Raw genomic sequence first — 22156 nt, 5'->3', positions numbered from 1 at the left:
CGGTCGTGCTGCTCGCCGCCGGCGACTGCGCCGGATGCGGCGCGGCGGGCGCGGACCGTCTCCTCGCGCACGGCGACGGTGACCGCGCCTACGATCCCGCCGGCCGGGCCGCCCGGATCGCCGCCGCCCTGACCGCACTCGGTCCGCGGCACGTCCTGTTCCCGGAATCCCTCGACGGCGGCGACGTCGCCCGCCGGGTCGCGGTCCGGCTCGGCGCGCCGCTGTTCACCCAGGCCGAGGGCGTCTCCGCCTCCGGGCTGATCCGCCCGGCGCGGGGCCGCAGCGTCGAGCAGCGGGCGGCGCCGGGGCTGCTCGCCACCGTCGCCTCCGACGCGGTGGCCGAGTACGCCGGCCCGCCCCGGGAGGCGCGGCCGCTGGCGGTCGCGATGGCGGAGCCCGCGCCGGTCGGGACGGCGATCCGCTCGGCGCAGCGCCTCCCGGCCGACCCGGCCACGGTGCCGCTCGCGCTCGCCGAGTTCGTCACCGCCGCGGGCAACGGCGTCACCGACCTCGACACGTTCCGGCAGCTCGTCGCGGCGCTCCGCGCGACCCCGGGCGCGAGCCGGGTCCTGTGCGATTCCGGGCTGATGCCGCGCCGGACCCAGGTCGGCGCCTCCGGCACCGTCCTGGCGGCGACCTGCTACTTCGCCCTCGGCATCTCGGGCGCGCCGCAGCACCTGCAGGGCGTCGCGGGCTGCGAGCACGTCGTGGCGGTCAACACCGACCTGCACGCGGCGATGATCGAGCGGGCGAGCCTCGCCATCGTGCAGGACGCGCAGACGGTCATGCCCGCCCTGCTGCGGCTGCTGGCCGAGGAGGCCGCGCGCCCGGAGGGCAGCCCATGATCAGCGTCGTGCTCCTCTCCGCCGGGCGGCATCCGGTCTCGGGCGCGACGGTCCTGCCGCGGCTGGAGGCCCAGGCGATCCGCCTCGCCACGGGCCTCGGCGAGGCCGTCGGCCTCCACGCCGGGCCGGACGCGGCCGCCGTCGCGGACGCCCTGGGCCACGGCCTGTCCCGGATCGTGCACGTCCCCCTGCCGGCTGAAGTCGATCCGGTGCCGGCGCTCTCCGCCTGCCTGGCGGCGATGGCGCCCGCCCTGATCCTCGCGGGCCGTCGCGGCCAGGGGGGCGACGAGACCGGGATGGTTCCCTACGCGCTCGCGCAGGCCCTCGACTGCCTCCTGATCCCCGACGTCGTCGCCCTCGCGGTCGGCGACGCGGGCGACCTGTCCCTCGACCAGACCCTCGGCCGCGGCGCCCGCCGCCGCGTGACCCTGCGCGGGCCGGTCCTGGCCACGCTCCATCCCGACGCGCCCGCGCCGCTCCCGTTCGCCTACGGGCAGGCGCGGCGCGGCGCCATCGAGACCGTCGCGGGCGACCCGGACCCGTCGGCCGCCCCCGTCCCGGCCCTCGAGGAACGCCCCTATCGCCGCCGGCCGAAACTCGTGAAAGGTGCGCCGTCCGGCGGCTCGGCGGCGGAGCGGCTCAGGGCGGCGACCGGCGAGGCCGCGTCCGGCGGCGGGCGCCTCCTCGTCCGGCCCGAGCCCGACGAGGCCGCCCGGGAAATCCTGGCGCACCTGCGCCGGATCGGCGTCCTCGCGCCACCAACCCGCGAACCCCGATGAGGAACCCGATGCCTTTGACCTCCGACGATCTCCTGGCCCGTCTGCGCGAGCGCGGGGTCGCCTACAAGCTCTACGAGCACGCGGCGGTCCTGACCGTCGAGGCGATGATGGCGGCCTGCGGCGACATCGTCGGGGCGCACACCAAGAACCTGTTCCTGCGCGACGGGAAGAGGACGTATTTCCTCGTCACGCTCCATCACGACGCCCAGGTGGACCTGAAGGCGTTCCGGACCGTCCTCGGCGCGCGGGGCGGCCTGTCCTTCGCGAGCGCCGAGGCGCTCGGCGAGCAGCTCGGCGTCGCGAGCGGCGCGGTCTCGCCGCTCGCCGCCCTCAACGCCGCGCCGGGCCGCGTGAGGATCTTCATCCAGGACAGCCTGCTCACGGCGGCGCGGATCAACGTCCATCCCCTCGTGAGCACGCGCACCCTCAATCTCACGCCGGACGACCTGCTGGCCGCGCTCCGCGCGGAGGGGCACATGCCGGAACCGTTCGCGCTGCCCGAGGCGGCGCAGGCGGCCTGACACCGCCCTGGCGGGATCGGCGGCCCCGCGCTCCAGGGCGCGCGGCCGGCGCGGGAGGTCGCGCTCAGCAGGCGGCGACGTTGACCGCGAGGCCGCCCAGGGAGGTTTCCTTGTACTTGGCCTGCATGTCGTGCCCGGTCTGGCGCATCGTCTCGATGACCTGGTCGAGGCTCACGAAGTGCACCCCGTCGCCGTGAAGGGCGAGGGAGGCGGCCGCCACCGCCTTGTTGGCGCCGAAGGCGTTGCGCTCGATGCAGGGGATCTGGACGAGCCCGCCGATCGGGTCGCAGGTCATGCCCAGATGGTGCTCCATGGCGATCTCGGCGGCGTTGGCGACCTGCCGCGCGTCGCCCCTGAGGACGGACGCGAGCCCGGCGGCCGCCATGGCGGCCGCGGAGCCGACCTCGCCCTGGCAGCCGACCTCGGCGCCCGAGATCGAGGCCCGGCGCTTGATCAGACCGCCGATCGCGGCGGCGGCCAGGAGGTAGTCCCGGCCACGGGTCTCGGTCCAGCCGGGGCAGAAGTCGACGATGTAGCGCAGCACCGCCGGCACGATCCCGGCCGCGCCGTTGGTCGGCGCCGTGACGATCCGGCCGCCGGACGCGTTCTCCTCGTTCACCGCCAGGGCGAACAGGCTGATCCAGTCCATGATCTCGTGGGCCGGCCGGCTGTTCGTCAGGCGGTTCGCGTCGAGTGTCTCGTGCAGGCGCTTCGCGCGCCGCCGGACCTTGAGGCCGCCGGGCAGCTCGCCGTCCATGCGCAGGCCTCGGGCGATGCAGGCCAGCATGGCGTCGCGGACGGCGTCGAGCCCGGCCTCGATCTCGGCCTCGGTGCGCAGGGCGCGCTCGTTGGCCATCTGGACCTGCGGGATGGTCAGGCCGGTCTCGGCGCAGATCCGCAGCAGGTCGGCGCCGCTCTCGAACGGGTGGGGCACCGCGACGGCGTCGAGCCCGGCGGTCTCCGCCGCGCCCTCCTCCTCGACGAAGCCGCCGCCGACCGAGTAGCAGACCACCTCGTCCAGCACGGCGCCGCCGGCGTCGTGGGCGCGGAAGCGCATGCCGTTGGTGTGGCCGGGCAGGACCTCGGTGAAGTTGAACAGCAGGTCCTTCGTCGTGTCGAAGGCGACGCCCGGCAGGCCGATGGCGCCGGTCTCGGCGAGGGTCCGCGTGTAGCCCGCCACGGCGTCCGGGTCGACGGTCGCGGGCTCGTGGCCGAGCAGGCCGAGGAAGATCGCCACGTCGGTGCCGTGGCCGCGCCCGGTCCAGGCGAGGGAGCCGAAGATCTCCGCGCTCACCCGCGCGAGGCCGGGCCGGCCGGCGACGCGGTCGCGGAATCGGCGCGCGGCCACCATGGGTCCGATCGTGTGGGAACTCGACGGGCCGATGCCGATCTTGAACAGATCGAAGGCGCTGATCATCGCGCGGCGGCTCTCTTCAGCGGGCCGGCCCCGAAGGCGGCCTCCTGCAGCAAGCCATACACGTAGGTCGCGAAGGACCGCCAGCACTCAACCCGGTATGTCGGGACCGAGCCGGGGCGACGGATCAGCACGATCTCGGCCTTGCCGAGGAGCGTGCGGGTGGCGCTGCCCGCCGGAAAGGCGGCGTCGCCGAGGTCGAGGGGGCAGCCGGCATTGAGGGCGATCGCGGCCGCGACCCCGCGGACGTCGATCCCGACATTGCGGTGCGACACGTCCACGAGGGCGTGCGCCCGGCCGGCGAGTTCGGCGGTCACGGCGGCGGCCAGGATGTCGGCATCGGGTTCGGGCGCGCCGATCAGCCACTCGTCGGGACCGAGGCGGGCGATCCAGCGGGTCGCGTCGCCCGACAGGGTGTTGATCGGGCGGTCGAGGGGGAGGCCGGCCGCCGATCCGAGGGGACCGCGCAGGCGCAGGGCGAAGCGCGCCTCGGCCGCGGCCGGCCGGATCAGGAGACCGGCGCCGACCGGCGCCGGAGCGTCGGCGCGGCCGAGCGGGTGCGCCCGGGCGGTGCGGTAGCGGGCCTCAAGCATGGATGCGCTCCCCCTTGGGATCGAAGAACACCGGCTCGGCCACGGTGGCGGTGGTGAAGCCGTCCGGGGTCGTGACGTGGAGGGTCCGGCCGAGCAGGTCGCGCCCGCCCGCCACGAGGGCCAGCGCGATGGAGCGCTCGCAATTCGCGCTCCAGTAGCTCGACGTGACGTGGCCGAGCATCCGCATCGGGATCGGCTCGTTCGGGTCGGCGACGATCTGGGCGCCCTCGTCGAGGACACATCTCGGATCGTCGGTGACGAGCCCGACGAGCTGCTTGCGGCCGGAGGCGACCACGTCGGGCCGGGCGAGTGAGCGCTTGCCGACGAAGTCCCTCTTCGCCTTGGCGATCATGCCGGACAGGCCGACATCGTCCGGGGTGACCGTTCCGTCCGTCTCCTGGCCGACGATGATGTAGCCCTTCTCGGCCCGGAGCACGTGCATCGTCTCGGTCCCGTAGGGAGTGATCCCGTGGGGCCGCCCCGCGTCCATGAGCGCCTCCCAGACCGCCAGCGCGTGGTCCGACGGGACGTTGATCTCGAACCCGAGCTCGCCGGTGAACGAGACCCGGAACAGGCGGGTCGGCACGCCGCAGATCGTGCCGGAGCGCATCGCCATGTGCGGGAACGCCTCCGGCGACAGGTCGATGCCCTCGACGAGCGGCGCGATCACCTCCCGCGCCTTCGGGCCCTGGAGGGCGATCACCGCCCACTGCTCCGTGGTCGAGGTCAGGAACACCTGGAGGTCCGGCCACTCGGTCTGGAGGTAATCCTCCATGTGGGCCAGCACCCGGGCGGCGCCGCCCGTGGTGGTCGTGACGTGGAAGCACTCCGGCGATACGCGCGCCACGACGCCGTCGTCGAGGATGTACCCGTCCTCCTTGAGCATCAGGCCGTAGCGGCAGCGGCCCGGCTCGAGCTTCGCCCAGGGGTTGATGTAGAGGCGGTTCATGAACTCGGCCGCGTCCGGGCCGACGATCTCGATCTTGCCGAGCGTCGAGGCGTCGAAGAGGCCGACGCCCTCGCGCACGGCCCTGCACTCGCGGGCGACCGCCGCGTGCAGGTCCTCGCCCGGCTGCGGGAAGTACCAGGCGCGCCGCCACAGGGCGACGTTCTCGAACAGGGCGCCGTGGGCCTCCGCCCAGCCGTGGATCGGCGTGGTGCGGATCGGGTCGAACAGGGCGTGGCGCGCCGGGCCGACGAGGGTGCCGAAGGTGACCGGGGTGTAGGGCGGCCGGAAGGTCGTGGTCCCGACCCCTGGGAGCGCCTTGTCGAGCTGCCCGGCGACGATGCCCAGGGCGTTCATGTTCGACGTCTTGCCCTGATCGGTCGCCATGCCGGTCGTGGTGTACCGCTTCACGTGCTCGATCGAATGGAAGCCTTCGCGCACCGCGAGCTTGATGTCCTTCGCGGTGACGTCGTTCTGGAAGTCCACGAAGGCGCGGAGCTTCGTGGGGTCGGCGTCGGTCGGCATGATCCGCACCGGCTGGAAACCGGTCGGCGTCGGCGTCGCCGTGAAGGCGCGCCGCTCCGTCGCGCCGGCCGCCGCCGCGCCCGCCGCGTCGCCCTCGGCGAGGCAGGCCGCGAGGTCGTAGGTGCCCCTGGCCGCCCCGGCCGAGCGCTCGGCCTGGGCCGAGGTCGCGGGCAGGAAGGCGTCGCGGGCGGGATCGTAGGCGAGCTTGCCGCGGGACTGCGAGAACAGGTGGACGGCGGGCGTCCAGCCGCCCGACATGCCCACGCAGTCGCAGGCGAGGCGGCGGCGGGCGCCGACCCGCCCGTCGCTCCCGATCGGCGCCACGAGCAGTCCCGTGACGCGCGCCCGGCCCCTGGACCCGACCACCGTGTGGCCGGTCAGGACGGTGATCCCGGCCGCCCGCAGGCGTGCCGGGTCGGGCCCGCAATCGGCCTCGAGGCGCAGGTCGACCACGGTCACGTCGGCCCCCGCCCGCTTGGCGTCGAGGGCCGCGACGTAGGCCGAGGCGCCGCTGGTCGCGAAGACGATGCGCCGTCCCGGCAGGACGCCGTAGCGGTTGATGAAGACCCGCACGCTCTCGGCGAGCAGGATGCCCGGCCGGTCGTTGTCGGCGAAGACCAGCGGCCGCTCGTGCGAGCCGCCGGCGAGCACGACCTCGCCGGCGCGGACCTGCCAGAGCCGCTCGCGCGGCGCCGTCGCGGACCCGGCGGGCAGGTGGTCGGTGACCCGCTCGGCCAGCGCGACGTGGTTGTGGTTGTAGTAGCCGAACGCCGTCGTGCGCGGCAGCAGGATGACGTTCTCCCGCCCGTCGAGGTCGGCGAGGGCGGCCTTCAGCCACTCCGCGGCCGGGCGGCCGTCGATCTCGGAGGTCACGTCGTGCAGGAGGCTGCCGCCGGGCTCCGCGCCCTCGTCGGCGAGGATCACCCGCTTGCCGGTCCTCGCGGCCGCCATGGCGGCCGCGAGGCCGGCCGGCCCGGCGCCGACGATCAGGACGTCGCAATGGGCGTGGCGGTTCGCGTAGCGGTCCGGGTCGGCCTCGGCCGGGGCCCTGCCGAGACCGGCGGCGGCACGGATGAACGGCTCGTAGACCCGGTCCCAGAACTTCCGGGGCCACATGAAGGTCTTGTAGTAGAATCCTGCGACGAAGACCGGCGAGAGCAGGTCGTTCACCGCGCCGACATCGTAGCGCAGGGACGGCCAGTGGTTCTGCGACCGGGTCCTGAGGCCCTCGCGCAGCTCGACCACCGAGGCGCGGTTGTTCGGGTCGACCCGGCCGGGGCCGCGATCCACCGACAGCAGGGCGCTGGGCTCGTCGGGGCCGTGGCTCAGGATGCCGCGGGGCCGGTGGTACTTGAACGAGCGTCCGACGAGGTGGATGCCGCTGGCGAGCAGGGCCGAGGCGACGGTGTCGCCCTGGTAGCCCTCGACCGTGCGCCCGTTGAAGCTGAATCGGACCGGCCGCGCGCGGTCGATGCGGCCGCCCCGGGCCAGTCTGTACGGCTGTGCCATCACGCCCTCGCCTCGGTGTCGGTGGAACGGGAGGGCGCTGCGCCCGCGGGGTAGGTCTCGAGGAAGCGGTCGCTCACGGTGTCGCGCAGGGCGTTGAACCAGCGCCCGCAGCCGTGGGCGTGGTTCCACCGCTCGGCGTGGATGCCGCGCGGGTTCGCCCGCACGAACAGGTGCTCGGCCCAGGCCGCGTCGTCGAGGGCGGCGGGATCGGCCGGCCGGGCGACATGCGCCTGGCCGCCGCAGCGGAACTCGGTCTCGGGTCGGTTCCCGCAATACGGACAGGCGATCAGCAGCATCGGGCGTCTCCTCGCTGGGACGGGTGGTCGCCGGTCAGTGCGCGACGGCCGCGGCGGCGGCCTCGTCGATGAGCCGCCCGGTGCGGAAGCGGTCGAGGGTGAAGGGCGCGTTGATCGCGTGGGGCGCGCCGGTCGCGAGGGTGTGGGCGAAGACGTGGCCCGAGCCCGGCGTGGCCTTGAAGCCGCCCGTGCCCCACCCGCAATTGACGAACAGGTTCCGCACCGGCGTCTTCCCGATGATCGGCGAGCGGTCGGGCGTGACGTCGACGATGCCGCCCCAGGAGCGCAGCATCCGCATCCGGGTGAATTGCGGGAAGAGCTCGCAGATGGCGTCGAGGGTGTGGGTGGTGATGTGGAGCCCGCCCTGCTGGCTGTAGGAGGTGTACTGGTCCGTCCCGGCCCCGATGACGAGTTCGCCCTTGTCGGACTGCGAGATGTACGCGTGGACCGCGTTCGACATCACCACGCAGGGGAAGACCGGCTTGACCGGCTCCGAGACTAGGGCCTGGAGCGGGTAGCTCTCCAGGGGCATCCGCACGTCGGCCATCGCCATGACCGTCGAGGTATGGCCGGCGGCGACGACGCCGATCCGGCCGGCGCCGATGAAGCCGCGGGTCGTCTCGACACCGATCGCCGCCCCCGAGGCGTCCCGGCGGATGCCCTTCACCTCGCAGTTCTGGATGATGTCGACGCCGCGGGCGTCGGCGCCGCGGGCGTAGCCCCAGGCGACCGCGTCGTGCCGGGCGGTTCCGGCCCGGCGCTGCAGGGCGCCGCCGAGCACCGGGTAGCGGAGGTGGCCGCCGATCTCGAGGGGCGGGCAGAAGTCCTTGCACGCTTCCTTGGACAGCCACGCGTTGTCGATGCCGTTGAGCCGGTTGGCGTAGACGTGCCGCTTGAAGCTCTGAACGTCGTGGATGTTGTGCGCGAGCATCAGCACGCCGCGCTGCGAGAACATCACGTTGTAGTTCAGTTCCTGCGCCAAGCCCTCCCAGAGCTTGAGGGCGTGCTCGTAGAGGGCCGCGCTCTCGTCGTAGAGGTAGTTGGAGCGGATGATCGTGGTGTTGCGGCCGGTATTGCCGCCTCCGATCCAGCCCTTCTCCAGCACGGCGACGTTGGTGATGCCGTGGACGGCCGCGAGGTAGTAGGCCGTCGCCAGGCCGTGGCCGCCGCCGCCGACGATGACGACGTCGTAGGCCGCCTTCGGCTGCGGATCCCGCCACTGACGGCCCCAGCCCTGGTGGCCCCGGAGCGATTCCGAGAGCAGCGATGTGAGGGAGAAGCGGCGCATCGGTGAGCCCCCTTGGATGATCGATCATCGACGCGACGACCGGGGCCGGCTTTCTCGACGGCGACCGCGAGTTTGAGATTTGCGACGCCGAGCCCGGCCGCTCGTCCGCACCCGGATTCAGAGGGTGTTTCGCGCCTCAGCCGGTTGTGATCGGCGCGGACTTACCTTTGAATGGTTCTCGGCTAATCTGTCCCCGGGGGACGTCGATGAACCAGATCAGCGCGGCATGTCGGGCGTCGGAGACGACATCGGTCGGCTTCATGCTCGTCGCCCAGTTCTCGATGATCGCCTTCTCGTCGGCCATCGAGCCCCTGCGCCTCGCCAACCGGGCCGCGGGCCGGGAGCTCTACCGCTACTCTCTCTGGTCGGAGCGCGGGGACGGTTGCACCGCCTCGAACGGCGTCGAGGTCAAGGTGTCCGGCGCGTTCGGTGAGGCGCAGAGCCTCGACATGCTCATCGTCTGCGGCGGCATCGACATTCACCGGCACGACCACCGGGCGCTGAACGCGAGCCTGCGCCGCAGCGGCACCCGCGGCGCGGCGATCGGCGCCGTCTGCACCGGGACCTACGTGCTGGCGAAGGCCGGGCTCCTCGACGGGTACCGCGCGACGATCCACTGGGAGAATCTCGCGAGCCTCGCCTCGGAGCACGATGCCCTCGAGATCGGCTCGGACCTGTTCGAGATAGACCGCAACCGCTTCACCTGCGCGGGCGGCACGGCGGCGGCCGACATGATGCTCTCGCTGATCATGCGCGAGCACGGGCCGGAGCTGGCCTCGAACGTCGCCGAGCAGCTGATCCATCACCGCATCCGCGAGGCCGGCGAGCGGCAGCGGATGGACCTGCGCATGCGCCTCGGCGTGGCGCATCCCAAGCTCCTGCACGTGGTCGGGCTGATGGAGGAGACCTTCGCCGAGCCCCTCGGCAGCCAGGAGCTGGCGGATTCGGTGCGCCTGTCGAAGCGCCAGCTCGAGCGGCTGTTCCTGAAGTATCTCGGTCGCTCGCCCGCGAAGCACTACCTGCGCATCCGCCTCGAGCACGCCCGTCACCTGATCCGCCAGACGGCGATGCCGCTGCTCAGCATCGCCATCGAGTGCGGCTTCGCCTCGGCATCGCACTTCTCGAAGGCCTATGTCGACCATTTCGGGCGCCCGCCGAGCGCGGAGCGCAAGCTCGTCGGCGGCGCGGTCGGGCGCGGGCCGGGCGCGGCGCAGGTCGTGCTCGCGAAAGCGGGGGCCTGAGCCAGGCAGGCGCGTCCGGCAGTCACTGCGCTCGTACGCGCCCCGTACGCGCCTCCTACGCGTCTCGGGGCGGTGATGCGGGGTATCCTGTCCGCGGAGACTGTGCGGCGTCAGGTCGTTCCGTCGAGGACCGTGCCGCAGCCTGTGTGTGATCTTGTCCTGGTTCCCGAGGAGCCAGGCGATCGAAGGCTCGTTCCTGCTGTCGCCGGCAGGGACGGACGCGCCCGGAACGGGCGCGCCCAGTTCGGTCAGAAATAGTAGCCGATGCTCATGATGAAGCGGGACTTCCAGCGGTTGTCGCCGCCCATGGCGAGGCCGCTGTTGAACTGGCCGGCGCCGACGTAGGGGTCGTTCCGACCGAACACCCCCTCCGTGTAGATCACGAGGTTGGGGTCGGCGGTCAGGGTCCAGGCGCTGCCGAGGATGAAGCGCTCGCTCGTCCTGAAGCTCGCCTTGTCCTTGTAATAGGCGCTGTAGCCGAAGTACGGGACCGCCGTGAACGGGCCGATCGGGTCCGCGATCTTGTAGGTCACCTCGGCCGAGACGAAGTTGCCGTGCGTCGCCATATTGTACGAGAAGTCGAAGCCGCCGACGGTGATCTGGTCGCTGCGGGTCGGGTTCTTCGGGTTGATGTCCTGGCGGACGTAGATCGCCTTGAAGCCCCAGGGCCCGGAGGTGCCGAGCACGTGCACGCCTTCGAGCTGCTTCGATCCGGTCGACCGCGTGTCGAAATTGTAGACGTCGGAGTGCCAGAGCGAGCCGCCGATCGCGAACGAGGTGACGTCGTTCTTGACGAGAAAGTACTCGGCGCGACCGATGATCATGTTCTCTTCGGCGTTGCGGCTGCCGCCCAGCACGTAGCTGTCGGCCTTGACGATGTTGGTCGAGTAGCGGGCGCTGTCGACGCTGGCGCCGACCGCGTTGGGATTGGCGCCCGGATAATAGGCGAGCTGATAGTTGAATTCCGGCTCGACGTGCGCGTATTTCACGCCGAGGTTGTAGACCTCCTCGAGTCCCATCGTGAAACCGAGGGTCTCGATGAAGCTGGCGCCGAAATACGGCACGAGGCCGAACGGCACTTGGTTCATGCCCGCCGTGACGCTGTCTTCCCTGGTGAATCTGTAGCCGAGATAGGCGTAGAGCGGGAAGCTGACTTCGCCCGGAAAGCCGCGGTAGCCGTTGCGCGGTCCGTAGATCGAGCTGCCGCCGTAGAAACGGTACTGGGCGGCGCCGAAGATCGTCTCGGAATCGTAGGCCGCCTTCAGAGCCAGGGTGTCGAAGTCGAGATGTTCCGAGGCCTTCGGCGCCCCGGCCCGGTCGACGTCGTCGAACCGCCAGTCGTAGCGGGCGCGGATCGCCCCACCGAAGGTGAACTTCTCGGACGGGCTCGTGGCCAGGACCGGTGTCGGATCGGGCACCGCCACCGGCTGCTCCCGGTTGAGCCGCGTCGGCTCAGCGTCGATCTCCTGTGCGCCCTGCGGCTGCCCGCTCTGTGCCTGCCCGTTCTGCCCCCGAGCGCGGGGCGCCGTACCGCACAGCATCGTGGCAGCCGTACAGGCAGCCAGGATCGCGCTGAATCCTTTCATCATCGTCGTGCCCCCGGATTTTAGGTCGTCGTAGATCCCCTGGCGGGCATTTTTTGGTATTTTTTTATCGGTTTCAGGCTGGATTTTACTTCAGCCAGCTGTCGACGGTGGCCCGATGCCCGGCGATCCACTTCGCGGCGGTCTCGTCCGGCTTGGCGCCGCGCTCCTCGTTCTGCGCCATCATGGCTTCCTCGTCCTTGATGCCGAGCTTGAACTTCCTGAGGATGGCGTAGACCTCGGGGAGGTCGTCCTTCAGGCCCTTGCGGACGATGGTGTTGACGCTCTCGTCCTCGCCGAAGACCTTCTTGGGGTCGGTGAGGTATTTCAGCTCGTAGCGGGCGAACATCCAGTGCGGCGTCCAGCCGGTGACGACGACGTCCTTCCTCTGCCGGATCGCGTTCTTGAGGGCGCTGGTCATCGTGGCGTCACTGCCGTCCACGAGCCGAACCGGCAGGCCGTAGGCCTTGATCGCGGCCTCCGAGCTCTTCATCACCCCGGCTCCCGGGTCGATGCCGATCACCTTGCCGTCCACCTCGGCGGCCCGGGTCTTGAGATCCTCGATGGAAGTGAGCGGCGAGAAGGCGGGGACCACCCAGCCGATCTTCGCCCCGGTCACGTTCGGTCCGAGCAGTTCCAGGCGGTCCTTGAGCTTGTCGTGGTAGGCGGCCTGGGTCACCGGGAGCCACGCGGCGACGCTGGCATCGGCGTCGCCCGTGGCCACCGCCTGCCACATCGCGGCGGCCGCGAGCGGGACGGTCTTCACCGTGTAGCCCTTCTCCTCCAGCACCTGCTTGAGGATCGTCGTCGCGGCGACGGCGTCGGCCCATTCCACGTAGGCGAGCCGGACCTGTTTGCCGGCAGCTTCGGCGGGGCTCAGGGTGAGCGCGAAGCAGAGGAGAGCGCTGAGGGTTCGAACGCGCATCACTGGACCTTTCAGGGCGGGACGGGGCTTCGAGAATCGGCGCGCGACAGGGTGGCGCCCGGCGGTACCGGGCGCCGCGAGCAGCCGGGGCGGCGGCGGCTTCGGCGGCGGCGCGGCGTCCGTCAGGCCGAGCCGTGCGGGCGGGCGCGCGCGGCGAGGGCCTGGGTGAAGCGGTCGAGGATGACGGCGAGGATCACGATGCCGAGCCCGGCCTCGAAGCCGGCGCCCGCCTCGAGGCGCTGGATCGACTGCCACACCTCGCGCCCGAGGCCTCCGGCCCCGATCATCGCGGCGATGACGACCATGGACAGGGCGAGCATCATCGTCTGGTTGACGCCGGCCATGATGGTCGGCAGCGCGAGCGGCAACTGCACCTTGAGCAGCTTCTGCGTCGCCGAACCGCCGAAGGCGTCGGACGCCTCGATCAGTTCCGTCGGCACGTTGCGGATGCCGAGCGTCGTGAGACGGATCACGGGCGGCACGGAGAAGATGATGGTCGCGAAGCAGGCCGAGACCGCGCCGAGGCCGAAGAAGGGCAGCGCCGGGATGAGATAGACGAAGCTCGGCAGCGTCTGCATCATGTCCAGCACCGGCGAGAACACCTTCCAGGCCCACCGGCTGAGGGCGAACCAGATGCCCAGCGGGATCCCGATCAGGAGCGCCATCACGGTCGCGAGGCTCACGAGGACCAGGGTCTCGACCGTGGACTGCCAGAGCCGGAGATCCCAAAGGAACAGCAGGCCGGCGAGCGTCAGGAGCCCGACCTTGCGCCCCCCGACCTTGTAGGTCGCCAGGGCCGCCACCGCGATGACCGCCCAGGGCGGCACCGAGATAAGGGCCGCCGTCAGCGTGTCGATCCCGTTCGAGACCGAGCGGCTGACGGCGCGGGTCAGCCAAGCGCCATGGTCGGTGAGCCAATCGAGCCCGTCGTCGCTGAGCGTGTCGAGGGGAAATTTCGGGACGTTCCAGTCCATCCTTCCGCTCCTGTGGGCTTTTGAAGGGGGGCGGCGCTGAGGGTCGGCCGACCGTGCGTGCCCGGGCGCGCCGCCAGGGCGCGGACGATGTCCCGGCTCGTGAGCGTGCCGATCAGGCGCCCGTCCTCGGCGACGACCGCCACGGCGCCTTCGTCGGCGACCCGGCTCATCACCGCGTCGAGACAGGTTCCCGCCGGCACGGTGACCGGATCGCGATCGAGGAGGCCCGACACGGTCTCGCCGGTACGGGCGGCGGCGAGCCTGTCGCGCCGGACGCGGCCGACGAAGCGGCCCTCCGGATCGGCCACGCACCACGACTCGGCGTCATCCGCCGCGACCGTCGCGCGCGCCTCGGCCACGGTGAGCGTCGGCGCCAGGACGACGGCGGCCCGGTTCGCCACGTGCTCGGTCCGCATGACCGCGGACAGGTCGATATGCTCCACGAAACGCTCGACGTAGTCCGTCGCCGGCCGCGCCACGATCTCCTCGGGCTGGCCGATCTGCACCACCTCGCCGTCCTTCATCAGGACGATGCGCCCGCCGAGCGCGACGGCCTCGTCGAGGTCGTGGGAGACGAAGACGATCGTCTTCCTGAGCGTGCGCTGGAGGTCCTTCAGCTCGGCCTGCATGTCGCGGCGGATCAGCGGGTCGAGGGCGCTGAAGGCCTCGTCCATCAGCAGGATGTCGGCATCGGCCGCGAGGGCGCGGGCGAGGCCTGCCCGCTGCTGCATCCCGCCGGAGAGCTCGTGCGGATACTTGTGCTCCCAGCCCTTCAGGCCGACGAGGGCGATGGCCTCCATCGCGCGGTCGCTGCGCTGCTGGAGGGGGACTCTCTTGATCTCCAGGCCGAACGCGACGTTCGACAGGATGGAGCGGTTCGGCAGCAGGGCGAAGTGCTGGAAGACCATGCCGAAGGTCTTCTGCCGGAACGCCAGCAGATCCTTCCGGCCGAGGCGCGTGACGTCAACGTCGTCGACCAGGATGCGTCCGCAGGTCGGTTCCACGAGCCGGTTCATGCAGCGCAGCAGGGTCGATTTCCCCGACCCGGACAGTCCCATGAGGACCAGGATCTCGCCCTCGACCACGTCGAAAGAGATGTCGCAGAGTCCGACGACCGCGCCACATGTCCGGGCAATGTCGGCCTTCCGTTTCCCTTCGGAGATCAGCGCGATGGCCCCGGCATGATTGGCGCCGAAGATCTTGCTCACTCCCGCTAAGGTAATACGACCCATGTGGTTACGACCTCTACGATCTATTGCATTTTCTCTGTCGGCGCTTGTTGCCCTGGGCTGGACGAGCCTTTTATCAATGACAATGAAAAGCTACCGGCGGGCCTCTCACGGGCTTGCCTTCCTGCGACGCTTTCTGGCTCGAAGACGACACGTCCGGAATTTTACCGTCATGAATTCACAATGCACTGCAGCATTGGCACCGATTTAGACAGACCTGAGAACTTATTGTGCAGGAACAGCCGCGTTCCTTTGCAGGCCCACCGCCCGCGGCGCGGTCTCTTCACGTGCGCGGTCCGGCGGGCATCGATTCGGTCGCGAAGGCGGCGCGGTCCGCGCCCGGTCGCGGCGTCGTCGGACCCGCGGCGATCAGAGACGCCGCCGATGCGCGCTGCGACGCTGGCACGCCGTATCCGGCGCGCACCGGTCGCCGAGGTCTGACGCCCACCGTCCCGGCGATCCGGGCGGGCCGTCGCCGACCGGGCGCCCTCGTGGGTGACGCCGCCGCATCGGTCGGGTGTCCGCCCGCGCGCGGTGCCGGTATCGGACCCGCTCCCGCGCGTCCGCACCGGAGATCGCCGGGCGCCTGACTCGGCGGCCGCGATGGGCTACGAGGCGTCCGGCCGAAGCAATGGGCGCTTGGATGCGGTTAGAGATCGAGCGGAAGTTCCTCGTGGCAGGCGATGGCTGGCGCGCGGCGGCCACATCCATTCGGCCGCTGAAGGACGGCTTGGTCGGTCATTTCGCGCGGGGGAAGGTCCGCGTGCGCCTCGACGGTGAGCGGGCCTGGCTCACGGTCAAGGGCGCCCGCGACGGCATCGCCCGCGCCGAGTTCGAGTACGAGATCCCGCATGCCGACGGCGCCGCCATGGTCGATCAGGTGTGCACCGGCAACGTGATCGAGAAGATCCGGTACTGCGTGCCGCACGACGGGCTGACCTGGGAGGTCGACGTCTTCCAGGGCTCGCTGGCCGGGATGGTCCTGGCCGAAGTCGAGCTTGCGCGGGCCGATCAGTCCTTCGCCAAGCCCGCCTGGCTCGGCGAGGAAGTCACCGGCGACCTGCGGTTCCGCCAGTCGACCCTGCTGCATCTCTGCTGCGAGGCCGGCCGGCCGATCACGATGGACGACGTCTTGCGGCTGCCGGTCGCCGCGTAGCGGGCGGGCAGGCGTCCGGTCGCGCCGCGCGGGTGACCCTGGCCGTACTTGACCTGACTCCGTGAGCCCAACGCCTCGACCAGGTGAGGATCGCCGTCCGCCGCCGCGCGCGGACGAGATCCGTGACTCGACCGAGTCCGACGGCGATTCGCCGACGCTTCGCCGCGCGGGCAGCGCGGCCAAACACTCAACGTCCTCAGCGAGCCGGCGGCGACCCAGGGCGACGCCGTCGTGGTCGCGGGCCGGCCCGAGATCGCCGCCGCGGCTGCGGCCAGCCGCACGGCGCCGCATCTGCGTGACGAACTCGCGGTCGTCGGCGATGCGGCTCGGCCGGTGGCCCGACGAATCTGGTCCGCAGCCCGCACGGGGCACGCCGAACCGGCGGATGCGCGCCGCCGCGGCTGGCACGCGTCTCGCGCCGCATCGCGCAGATCCGTCGTTCTCCCGGGCCGATACGGCGGTGTTCTGCGTGGCGAAGCTCGAAGGCCGCGTTGCGGTGCAGTATCGATTGGTGCGGCGCTAATGGGATCAGTACTGAGCAGTCGGAGTTTCAATTGTTACTGTTGAACTCTCCGAGGAATCGTCATGGGCCTCACCGCCTTCGCCGTGTTCGTCATTCCGTGGGTGCTGCTCGCGGTGTTTCTGACACGGTCCCCTTCAGTGCTTCGCCTGGGGACTGCGCCGGCGCCCTGGCGGTACATCCCGACCCACAAGGAGATGGCCCGCGCCGACCGTCGCGCGATGCACCCGCATGACAGGCGCGGCCCGCAGCCTGGTGGGGTCCCGAGCCGGGACCAGCACGGCCGGACCGAGGCGGCCGCGGGCGGCGCGCTGGGCCCGAGCGTGGAGCCCACCGAGCCCGACGACAAGCTGAGCTAGAGCTGTTCCCGATCGGGCTGAGACGGGGACGCTCGCCGAGTCCGAGTCGAGCCCGAGCCCGAGCCCGAGCCCGAGCCCCGACTTCGGTCCGGGGGCGGGCTCGAGGCGCGGCTGTCTCGGCCGCGGGCGCCTCCTTCCGACTTGGGACACCGGAAGGGGCCATGACCCCGGCGGGACTCGCCGAGAGCCGCGCCGCTACGGCGCCCGGCACCCCGCCGCATCCGGAGCAGGAGCGATCACGCGCCGATCGTCGCGCGCGGCTTGCAGTAGCTGTCGCGCACCGCGGGGATGTCGTCGTAGCCGTCGACGGTGCAGAAGTACGTGCAGACCAGCCAGGCGGCCAGGGCGAGGCACAGAGCGCCGTTGTAGAGCCACAGGCCGATCACGCGCCGGCTCGGCAGGTTCGGCAATCCGACGACGGAGCCGGGCACCCAGTCGACCGCGAAGACGATCGTGCAGAAGGCACCCAGCACGCCGGCCATCATGACGGCGAGAGCCGTGGACGTCATTCCGCTTCCCCACCGCTGTGCCCGCGAGAGGGCCGGGGTGCCGCGCCCGCGCGATCGACGCGGGGACCACACCCAGCGACGGGCACGCGCAGCCGAAGTCCCGTCATAAGGCCCTCCTGCCCCGACGATCCACGCCCCGGCAGCTAACCGGGACGGCGCCGACAAGTCGAGATCGCGTTTCGCGCGACGCCGCTGTCCGACGTGCCGGCTGCGTAGAAGACCCGAGGGGTTTGATGCCGCGAGGCTCGGCAACGTGCCTGGAAGGCTTGGTGGGCGCACTAGGGTTCGAACCTAGGACCCGCTGATCAAGAGGACTAGGCTCCGGGCACCAGGACACGCATGTCGTGCTTACCGGCGCCGTCGACAGCGTGATCGCGCTCTCGAAATTCGATGTACCCTCTGATTGTCGAACGTCGGGCACCGCTGAAATCGCTCCGCCTACTTACCGGGTGCTTACCGGGTGCTTACCGGAATGCGCCTCACCAATCAGACCGCCGCCGCCGCGCAGTTCCCGGCCGGAGAGGATCGCCTCGTCGTGTTCGACGACGATCTCACGGCTTCGGTCTGCGAGTGAGCGAAGGCGGCTCGCGACAGTGGATCGTCCAATACCGCAATGCCATCGGTCTGACCAAGCGGGAGACCCTCGGTCGCGTCGGACTGCTCGCGGCTACCGATGTACGGCGGGCGGCGAGCGAACGATTGGCGCGGGCGAAGCTGGGCGAGGACCCGCACGCCGAGAAGCAACCCGCGAAGGACCGCGCCTTGGTGGCCCTCGGAAATCTGGACATCTGCGAGACCACCTGAACCGCCCGGCTCCGGCCGCGGCGGTTTTTCGTGCCCAATGAACCCGTTAGGTTGTGCGCAACCCAACTATAACGTGTCTTCGGCACAACACCTCACAACCGATGAGCCCCGCTGGCCGCTGCCACGCGGGGTTTTCCCGTTCACGGCCTTGCGATTGAATCTTTAAGTTGCAACGCTGAATCCGCGTCAACCGCTAGGTAAAAAACTGAACATTCGCTCGTGGCCGCGGCGTTTTCGGCGCTGTCCCGTGGGCAATGGCCGAGCATTCCCTCGGTTAGTGGAAAACCTGTGCGTATCGAAATGCACAATTGGAACGATGTTCTATGCGCTTCGAGCGGATTGTAAGCCTGGGTGCGCTCTGCCAAGTCACGCACCAGATCAACCGATGCTTCCCGGGTCAGCCTAAAAGTCTATTCGACTGGCTGGTTACGCCTTTCTCCGCCGTTCGCTCTATCTTCGAAACGCAGGGCAAGCACCTGTGCAGCGATGTCGCCGTGGATAAATTTGAGATTATTTGCCAAAATTACGGCGTTTCTTATCACCACGAGTTCCCGCGTGACGCGAACGTCATCCCCTATATCACTCAAGAAGCATTAGAGACAGGAAAGAGCAAGCTCGCACACAAGTTCAACAAGATGGTATCCATGTTGAGCGAGCCGACGCCGACGCTTTTTGTCCGCTTTCTCGGTCACCACGGGGAGGCGCGAGCATGGCCCTACATGAATGACCCTGAGGTCATGAAGATCTCCGAGATCAACGACCTCTGCACCTATCTGGCGAGCCGCTTTCCAGCGCTGCCGTTCGAGATGGCCTTCGTCTACCTGCCGCAGTTCACGCAGCTCGAAGCGGACGCAGCGGCCGATCCGCGCGTGCATCTCATCCCGCTGGACAGGACGGCCAACACCTGGGCCGGGAACGACTCGGATTGGGACGAGATCTTCGCCCGCTTCGATCTGGCGATCCCGCCGGTGCTGGCGCAGGTCGCCGAGGCCGCCTGAGATCGCCAAGCCGCCGACAAGGCGCGCCGAGCGGGCAGCGAAGCCCGCAACGTCCTCGCCGGTCCCCTCGGGCGCATTGGCCTCCGCCGATGCGCCCTTCATCGTTTCAGGCTGTTCGGCCAAGTGGAGCGAGGCGATGCGCCATGAGGGTCGGTTTACTACAAGCGCCCAGCCCCAGAGGATATCAAGAAGCTGGACCTGAACGCCGATCAGCTCGAAGTTGCTCGACCTTCGCCAACATGGCGCTTCATAATATCAGGCAGCCAGATGCATTCGTGTCCAAGGTCGACGCCGGCGAGAAGCTCCTGCGGTGCTTATCCAGGGGATTGAAGGAGTTCGGCCCGGATCAGATCGGAGCTCTCGTCGAGGTGGTGTCTATGCTGAAGATGACCCCGTCGATCCTCCAGCCCGAGAAGGTCCCGGCCGCCGCGGAAGTCGTGCGGGTGGTCGAGGAGGCGCAAAGGGCTGCTGCGAATTAAGATAGCGCCATCGAAGCCCCGCCGGCCCGGCCGCGCGGGGCTCTTTCGAGCCTGCCTTGGCTTCGTGCTATCGAACCAACTCTCAAGCGAGCGCGTTTGTCAGCCTTCAACTCGAAGGAAGGGTCTCATGCGCCATCGCGTTCTCGCAGCCGCCGCCGTCTTCAGCCTCCTCGCAGGCGGGGCCTCTGCACAGGCTCCCGCGGCGACTCCCGCTACACCCTCCGCTCCTGGCGCGCCGGGCGTAGTCGCGCCGCAGAACAGCACGACCGGTAGCAATGGCGCCGTGACGGCTTCACCAACCGGGCAGCCGGCCGACACGATTTCTAACAGCTCGTCGTCCGCCGGGAATGCCAACCAGCCTGAGCGCGCTGTTCCTCAGGGCGGCGGCGGTGGCGGCAGCAGCAAGTAGCCGCTGAGCGCCATCATCTGCGTGCGCCTCCTCCAGCCCCGCCGGCACCGCCGCGCGGGGCTTCCATCGCTGACGAACGCGTTATCATTGACCCAGATTCGGCCCCACATCCCCCGAGGCTTGAATCTAGAAAGGCCCGCCCGGCCCCGGCGCGGGCTTCTTCGTGCCCTTCACTCAGAAATGTCTGATAGCGCTCCATCGCATTTTCACCGCGAACAATTGCCCCAAATAGCCGTTGGGCAGCTATGTCGGAGCCAAAAAGAACTACCGATATCCGGGCCGATCGCCTTCATCGCCGAATTGCGCTGACAATTGCGCTGGACGAACAGGTGATTGAAGCCCTTGCTATAACGGCGGCGACCCTCCGCAATGGGAGCGATCCTGGCGCGAGCGACTTAGATCAAGCCATCCGCACATATCGCATCAGCATCATGAAGCAGCGCGCGATACTAGGCGCGGCTGGGATTGATGTATGATGAACGCACGCCTCGTCTATGAAGTCCGTGGCATGCGAGCTGATGGCAGCGTGACCTGTCAATGCCCGACTGCAGACTGGGCGCTTAAGAAGCTGCGAGATTTTTTGGCCAAGGGGTACAGTGACATCACTGTGCGCGATCCAGATGGACGCCAAGTCTCTGAAGCCGATGTGATCAACACCGTTGAGGGATCCGGTGCAGCGCCCGCGGAAGACGCGCTTCCCGCCGTCCCACAGATCAGCCGCCAACCCGCTCTGACGTAGGATCAGGCATGATTACCTAGATCGGAAGTGCGGGCCCTTCGTAGTCAATCGCGCGTCTTCAAATGCAGATTGTCGGGCCAGTGGCCACGACCACCTCAGGCCGCAGGCAGGGCATGGATCCGAGTCCAACAGATCGTCGGCCCTACGCCCTCGTTGTCGACGATGACGTGCTGGTCCGCATGACCGCGCTCGACATCTTGGAGGATGCGGGATTTCGGACCTTCGAGGCCGAGAACGCCGAGGAAGCCCTAGCGGTGCTACACGGGCACCATGTCTCGATCGTCGTCCTCTTCACCGACGTGAATATGCCGGGAGCGATGGATGGCTTCGGGCTGGCACGCGAGACTGCCCAACACTGGCCTCACGTGAGCATTCTGGTAGCCTCGGGGCGTCATAAGCCTGGTCCCGGCGAGATGCCGGAGGGGGCGCATTTCGTCGGCAAGCCCTTCAACGCGGAAGTGGTGCGCGACAGGCTCAAGCAGATGCTTCCAGACGGTCAGAAACCTGATCCTTTGAAGGACTGATTGGCCTGACCCCGGAGACGTACCGGGCGAAGTGGGGCCTTCCTTACGACTACCCGATGGTGGCTCCCGGCCATTCGGAGAGACGATCTGCCATCGCTACAAGCTTGCAGAGCCGTCACGGCAACCACTCGGCCGCTCGAACCGCAGGAAGAGCGTAGATCCAGAAGCGCCAAACCTCGTCGAGGGTTGTCTTGCCTGACTAGAGCAGCGCCGAAGCGTGGCGCGCCGCCGCCGCGGAGCGCCACCGGGTGACGTTCCGGGGCAGCTCGCTGACCGCTGAGCCATCAGTCTGCCTGCGCTGCAGGATGCGGTCGACGTGACCCCGTCTGTCGGTGATCGGAGCGGCTCGACGCGGCTCTGTTTGACCTTGGTCAGATTCAAGATCTGAAGAGTGGTCGTTGGGAGCGGCGACAGTAGCAGTGGCGCGGATCGATGCTGGATCGGGGTCGATCATTTATGATCAAAATTGCAACCAGTGGTAAAATCCATCGGATTCAGATTTATCGTAAGTGGCTAAGACGTTGGCTCGCGCCTGTCAGTCCTGTTTCGGCCGACAAAACTTTGCTGAAATGTGTCTGTGATTAACCCAGGGTAAACCCGCAGCTCTGGTTAATGCTTTCACCGCGAATCGGTGGAACCAGCCAGGAAGTAAACAGTTCATGTCCTCCATCACCCTGTCGGCCGCCACGCGCCAGAACCTGCTCTCGCTGCAGGACACCGCCCAGCTGATGGCGACCACGCAGAACCGCCTCGCCACCGGCAAGACGGTCAACTCCGCCCTCGACAACCCGACCAACTTCTTCACCTCTCAGGCCCTCGACGGCCGCTCCTCGAGCCTGAACTCGCTCCTCGACGGCATCTCCAACGGCATCCAGTCGATCCAAGCCGCCAACCAGGGCATCACCTCGATCCAGAAGCTGGTCAGCCAAGCCAAGTCGATCGCCAACCAGGCGCTCTCGACCCAGCTTTCCACCACCGGCACCGCCGCCAG

General features: G+C 69.3%; 22 protein-coding genes and 1 pseudogene. 13 read left to right on the top strand and 10 right to left on the bottom strand.

Going from position 1 to position 22156, the window contains the following annotated elements:
- The 3 genes from ME121_RS29395 to ME121_RS29385 all read left to right on the top strand — a co-directional run.
- Nucleotides 1–845, top strand: an 845-nt coding sequence (locus ME121_RS29395) for an electron transfer flavoprotein subunit alpha/FixB family protein (RefSeq protein WP_059410073.1), incomplete at its 5' end; no start/stop codon positions are given.
- On the top strand, nucleotides 842–1624 hold the full coding sequence (locus tag ME121_RS29390) for an adenine nucleotide alpha hydrolase family protein (protein ID WP_012319449.1): 783 nt from the start codon (nucleotides 842–844) through the stop codon (nucleotides 1622–1624). The genes ME121_RS29395 and ME121_RS29390, both read left to right, overlap by 4 nt.
- An 8-nt stretch (nucleotides 1625–1632) precedes the next feature.
- Nucleotides 1633–2145, top strand: a complete 513-nt coding sequence (locus ME121_RS29385) for a prolyl-tRNA synthetase associated domain-containing protein (protein ID WP_024829781.1) — start codon at nucleotides 1633–1635, stop codon at nucleotides 2143–2145.
- Nucleotides 2146–2209: 64 nt separating this feature from the next.
- On the opposite strand, the gene ME121_RS29380 is transcribed toward ME121_RS29385, so the two are convergent.
- Genes ME121_RS29380 through ME121_RS29360 form a run of 5 tightly spaced genes read right to left on the bottom strand, consistent with a single transcriptional unit; the run spans nucleotide 2210 to nucleotide 8716 of the window.
- A complete protein-coding gene (locus tag ME121_RS29380; protein WP_059410072.1) occupies nucleotides 2210–3562 on the bottom strand; it encodes an L-serine ammonia-lyase in 1353 nt (450 codons plus the stop codon).
- Nucleotides 3559–4152: a sarcosine oxidase subunit gamma gene (locus ME121_RS29375; protein ID WP_059410071.1), complete on the bottom strand. Its 594-nt coding sequence runs from the start codon at nucleotides 4150–4152 to the stop codon at nucleotides 3559–3561. Before ME121_RS29375 ends, ME121_RS29380 begins: the two co-directional genes overlap by 4 nt.
- Nucleotides 4145–7132 carry a sarcosine oxidase subunit alpha family protein gene (locus ME121_RS29370; RefSeq protein WP_059410070.1) on the bottom strand — a complete coding sequence of 996 codons (2988 nt, stop codon included), beginning with the start codon at nucleotides 7130–7132 and terminating at the stop codon, nucleotides 4145–4147. The genes ME121_RS29375 and ME121_RS29370 overlap by 8 nt, the downstream gene beginning before the upstream one ends.
- Nucleotides 7132–7428 (bottom strand): sarcosine oxidase subunit delta, encoded by a 297-nt coding sequence (locus tag ME121_RS29365; protein ID WP_012319454.1) that lies wholly within the window; start codon nucleotides 7426–7428, stop codon nucleotides 7132–7134. The genes ME121_RS29370 and ME121_RS29365 overlap by 1 nt, the downstream gene beginning before the upstream one ends.
- A gap of 34 nt (nucleotides 7429–7462) precedes the next feature.
- The gene (locus ME121_RS29360) at nucleotides 7463–8716 is read right to left on the bottom strand and encodes a sarcosine oxidase subunit beta family protein (RefSeq protein WP_012319455.1); all 1254 of its coding nucleotides are present in this window, start codon (nucleotides 8714–8716) and stop codon (nucleotides 7463–7465) included.
- Nucleotides 8717–8922: 206 nt separating this feature from the next.
- Here ME121_RS29360 and ME121_RS29355 point away from each other — a divergent pair, with 206 nt between their 5' ends.
- Nucleotides 8923–9957, top strand: a complete 1035-nt coding sequence (locus tag ME121_RS29355) for a GlxA family transcriptional regulator (protein ID WP_059410069.1) — start codon at nucleotides 8923–8925, stop codon at nucleotides 9955–9957.
- 248 nt (nucleotides 9958–10205) lie between these two features.
- On the opposite strand, the gene ME121_RS29350 is transcribed toward ME121_RS29355, so the two are convergent.
- The 4 genes from ME121_RS29350 to ME121_RS29335 form a co-directional block, all read right to left on the bottom strand.
- Nucleotides 10206–11546 (bottom strand): hypothetical protein, encoded by a 1341-nt coding sequence (locus ME121_RS29350; RefSeq protein ID WP_179240018.1) that lies wholly within the window; start codon nucleotides 11544–11546, stop codon nucleotides 10206–10208.
- An 82-nt stretch (nucleotides 11547–11628) separates the two neighbouring features.
- A complete protein-coding gene (locus ME121_RS29345; protein ID WP_029360967.1) occupies nucleotides 11629–12465 on the bottom strand; it encodes a glycine betaine ABC transporter substrate-binding protein in 837 nt (278 codons plus the stop codon).
- 122 nt (nucleotides 12466–12587) lie between these two features.
- The gene (locus tag ME121_RS29340; protein ID WP_059410067.1) at nucleotides 12588–13439 is read right to left on the bottom strand and encodes an ABC transporter permease; all 852 of its coding nucleotides are present in this window, start codon (nucleotides 13437–13439) and stop codon (nucleotides 12588–12590) included.
- Nucleotides 13355–14671: a quaternary amine ABC transporter ATP-binding protein gene (locus tag ME121_RS29335; RefSeq protein ID WP_059410066.1), complete on the bottom strand. Its 1317-nt coding sequence runs from the start codon at nucleotides 14669–14671 to the stop codon at nucleotides 13355–13357. Before ME121_RS29335 ends, ME121_RS29340 begins: the two co-directional genes overlap by 85 nt.
- A 640-nt stretch (nucleotides 14672–15311) precedes the next feature.
- On the opposite strand from ME121_RS29335, the gene ME121_RS29330 reads away from it, so the two are divergent.
- Nucleotides 15312–15824 carry a CYTH domain-containing protein gene (locus ME121_RS29330; RefSeq protein WP_012319461.1) on the top strand — a complete coding sequence of 171 codons (513 nt, stop codon included), beginning with the start codon at nucleotides 15312–15314 and terminating at the stop codon, nucleotides 15822–15824.
- A 585-nt stretch (nucleotides 15825–16409) separates the two neighbouring features.
- The gene (locus ME121_RS29325; protein WP_059410065.1) at nucleotides 16410–16703 is read left to right on the top strand and encodes a hypothetical protein; all 294 of its coding nucleotides are present in this window, start codon (nucleotides 16410–16412) and stop codon (nucleotides 16701–16703) included.
- A gap of 236 nt (nucleotides 16704–16939) precedes the next feature.
- Here ME121_RS29325 and ME121_RS29320 read toward each other — a convergent pair whose 3' ends face one another.
- Nucleotides 16940–17212 (bottom strand): hypothetical protein, encoded by a 273-nt coding sequence (locus ME121_RS29320; protein WP_012319463.1) that lies wholly within the window; start codon nucleotides 17210–17212, stop codon nucleotides 16940–16942.
- A 570-nt stretch (nucleotides 17213–17782) separates the two neighbouring features.
- Here ME121_RS29320 and ME121_RS29315 point away from each other — a divergent pair.
- The 7 genes and pseudogenes from ME121_RS29315 to ME121_RS29295 all read left to right on the top strand — a co-directional run.
- On the top strand, nucleotides 17783–18016 hold the full coding sequence (locus tag ME121_RS29315) for an integrase arm-type DNA-binding domain-containing protein (protein WP_043073784.1): 234 nt from the start codon (nucleotides 17783–17785) through the stop codon (nucleotides 18014–18016).
- 323 nt (nucleotides 18017–18339) lie between these two features.
- Nucleotides 18340–19014, top strand: coding sequence for a hypothetical protein (locus ME121_RS34445; protein ID WP_143739296.1), 675 nt, complete (start codon nucleotides 18340–18342; stop codon nucleotides 19012–19014).
- Nucleotides 19015–19289: 275 nt separating this feature from the next.
- The gene (locus tag ME121_RS29305; RefSeq protein ID WP_053621627.1) at nucleotides 19290–19493 is read left to right on the top strand and encodes a hypothetical protein; all 204 of its coding nucleotides are present in this window, start codon (nucleotides 19290–19292) and stop codon (nucleotides 19491–19493) included.
- Nucleotides 19494–20377: 884 nt separating this feature from the next.
- Nucleotides 20378–20641 (top strand): hypothetical protein, encoded by a 264-nt coding sequence (locus ME121_RS34440; RefSeq protein WP_206406885.1) that lies wholly within the window; start codon nucleotides 20378–20380, stop codon nucleotides 20639–20641.
- A gap of 62 nt (nucleotides 20642–20703) precedes the next feature.
- Complete coding sequence (locus tag ME121_RS29300) at nucleotides 20704–21165, top strand: response regulator (protein ID WP_308630885.1); 462 nt, start codon at nucleotides 20704–20706, stop codon at nucleotides 21163–21165.
- A gap of 2 nt (nucleotides 21166–21167) precedes the next feature.
- Nucleotides 21168–21323 (top strand): annotated as a pseudogene (locus tag ME121_RS34435) (MucR family transcriptional regulator); the annotation flags it as partial.
- Between the two features lie 501 nt (nucleotides 21324–21824).
- On the top strand, nucleotides 21825–22156 hold a 332-nt coding region (locus tag ME121_RS29295; RefSeq protein WP_491892899.1), incomplete at its 3' end, for a flagellin N-terminal helical domain-containing protein.

This window comes from Methylobacterium sp. ME121, from assembly GCF_000974725.1.
GTDB classification, from domain to species: Bacteria; Pseudomonadota; Alphaproteobacteria; order Rhizobiales; family Beijerinckiaceae; genus Methylobacterium; species Methylobacterium radiotolerans.
This window is presented reverse-complemented; position numbering and strand designations above follow the sequence as displayed.

What these genes read in the sequence shown, in the direction of transcription:
- ME121_RS29325 (WP_059410065.1), top strand. Translation starts at nt 16,410, where the DNA reads ATGGGCCTCACCGCCTTCGCCGTGTTCGTCATTCCGTGGGTGCTGCTC.
- ME121_RS29340 (WP_059410067.1), bottom strand. Translation starts at nt 13,439, where the DNA reads ATGGACTGGAACGTCCCGAAATTTCCCCTCGACACGCTCAGCGACGAC.
- ME121_RS34445 (WP_143739296.1), top strand. Translation starts at nt 18,340, where the DNA reads ATGCGCTTCGAGCGGATTGTAAGCCTGGGTGCGCTCTGCCAAGTCACG.
- ME121_RS29375 (WP_059410071.1), bottom strand. Translation starts at nt 4,152, where the DNA reads ATGCTTGAGGCCCGCTACCGCACCGCCCGGGCGCACCCGCTCGGCCGC.
- ME121_RS34440 (WP_206406885.1), top strand. Translation starts at nt 20,378, where the DNA reads ATGAACGCACGCCTCGTCTATGAAGTCCGTGGCATGCGAGCTGATGGC.
- ME121_RS29355 (WP_059410069.1), top strand. Translation starts at nt 8,923, where the DNA reads ATGAACCAGATCAGCGCGGCATGTCGGGCGTCGGAGACGACATCGGTC.
- ME121_RS29380 (WP_059410072.1), bottom strand. Translation starts at nt 3,562, where the DNA reads ATGATCAGCGCCTTCGATCTGTTCAAGATCGGCATCGGCCCGTCGAGT.
- ME121_RS29360 (WP_012319455.1), bottom strand. Translation starts at nt 8,716, where the DNA reads ATGCGCCGCTTCTCCCTCACATCGCTGCTCTCGGAATCGCTCCGGGGC.
- ME121_RS29335 (WP_059410066.1), bottom strand. Translation starts at nt 14,671, where the DNA reads ATGGGTCGTATTACCTTAGCGGGAGTGAGCAAGATCTTCGGCGCCAAT.
- ME121_RS29350 (WP_179240018.1), bottom strand. Translation starts at nt 11,546, where the DNA reads ATGATGAAAGGATTCAGCGCGATCCTGGCTGCCTGTACGGCTGCCACG.
- ME121_RS29390 (WP_012319449.1), top strand. Translation starts at nt 842, where the DNA reads ATGATCAGCGTCGTGCTCCTCTCCGCCGGGCGGCATCCGGTCTCGGGC.
- ME121_RS29385 (WP_024829781.1), top strand. Translation starts at nt 1,633, where the DNA reads ATGCCTTTGACCTCCGACGATCTCCTGGCCCGTCTGCGCGAGCGCGGG.
- ME121_RS29300 (WP_308630885.1), top strand. Translation starts at nt 20,704, where the DNA reads ATGCAGATTGTCGGGCCAGTGGCCACGACCACCTCAGGCCGCAGGCAG.
- ME121_RS29365 (WP_012319454.1), bottom strand. Translation starts at nt 7,428, where the DNA reads ATGCTGCTGATCGCCTGTCCGTATTGCGGGAACCGACCCGAGACCGAG.
- ME121_RS29345 (WP_029360967.1), bottom strand. Translation starts at nt 12,465, where the DNA reads ATGCGCGTTCGAACCCTCAGCGCTCTCCTCTGCTTCGCGCTCACCCTG.
- ME121_RS29330 (WP_012319461.1), top strand. Translation starts at nt 15,312, where the DNA reads ATGCGGTTAGAGATCGAGCGGAAGTTCCTCGTGGCAGGCGATGGCTGG.
- ME121_RS29370 (WP_059410070.1), bottom strand. Translation starts at nt 7,132, where the DNA reads ATGGCACAGCCGTACAGACTGGCCCGGGGCGGCCGCATCGACCGCGCG.
- ME121_RS29320 (WP_012319463.1), bottom strand. Translation starts at nt 17,212, where the DNA reads ATGACGTCCACGGCTCTCGCCGTCATGATGGCCGGCGTGCTGGGTGCC.